Source organism: uncultured Kordia sp., assembly GCF_947496985.1.
GTDB lineage: Bacteria > Bacteroidota > Bacteroidia > Flavobacteriales > Flavobacteriaceae > Kordia.
In genome coordinates, this window is sequence record NZ_CANMEZ010000033.1 from 1 (window position 1) to 614 (window position 614).

General features: G+C 36.6%; 1 pseudogene. It reads right to left on the reverse strand.

The annotated features are described in order from the left end of the window. A pseudogene (locus Q0828_RS24380) lies at positions 1-614 on the reverse strand (hypothetical protein); the annotation flags it as partial.

Consider the following 614-nt stretch of genomic DNA (forward strand, 5'->3'; position numbering starts at 1 on the left):
TCAAAATTAGTGATGCTAAAACAACTCGTGGTTCCATTTTCTACACGCACAAATATGGTTTGTGGATTACTGATGTTAGTATATGGAGAGGCGAGCGGATTGGTATCATTCTCAGCGTCTGTTTGACTGAGATAATACTGAACAGAAACACCAGTTTGTGTTCCGATGATTTCATCATCTTTCACTGTTAAATCAATAGGATGGAAGCCATCAAATGGAGTATCATCACATATTTCTAGTGTAGCAGGTATAACAATTGGAGGATTTTCATTGATAATCAAATCAAAACTCATAGAGGTATTGATGCATCCTGTGATGGTATTTTCTGCACGCACAAAAATAGTTCTGGCAAAAGACATATATGGACTTGCAATTGGATCTGTATCAGCTATAGCATCAGCAAGTGATTCGTGATAAGAAACATCAATACTAGTTTGTCCATTGATAACCTCTGTATCTTTTATGGTTAGATCAAAAATAAACTGCGTTGGATCATCACCACAAACTACATAATCTGTAATAGTGTTTTGATCTGGCAATGGATTTACCGTTAGAGTGATGTGTTCTCCAAGTCCTAAACAGGCATTATCCACATCACTATCTACACGTACAAC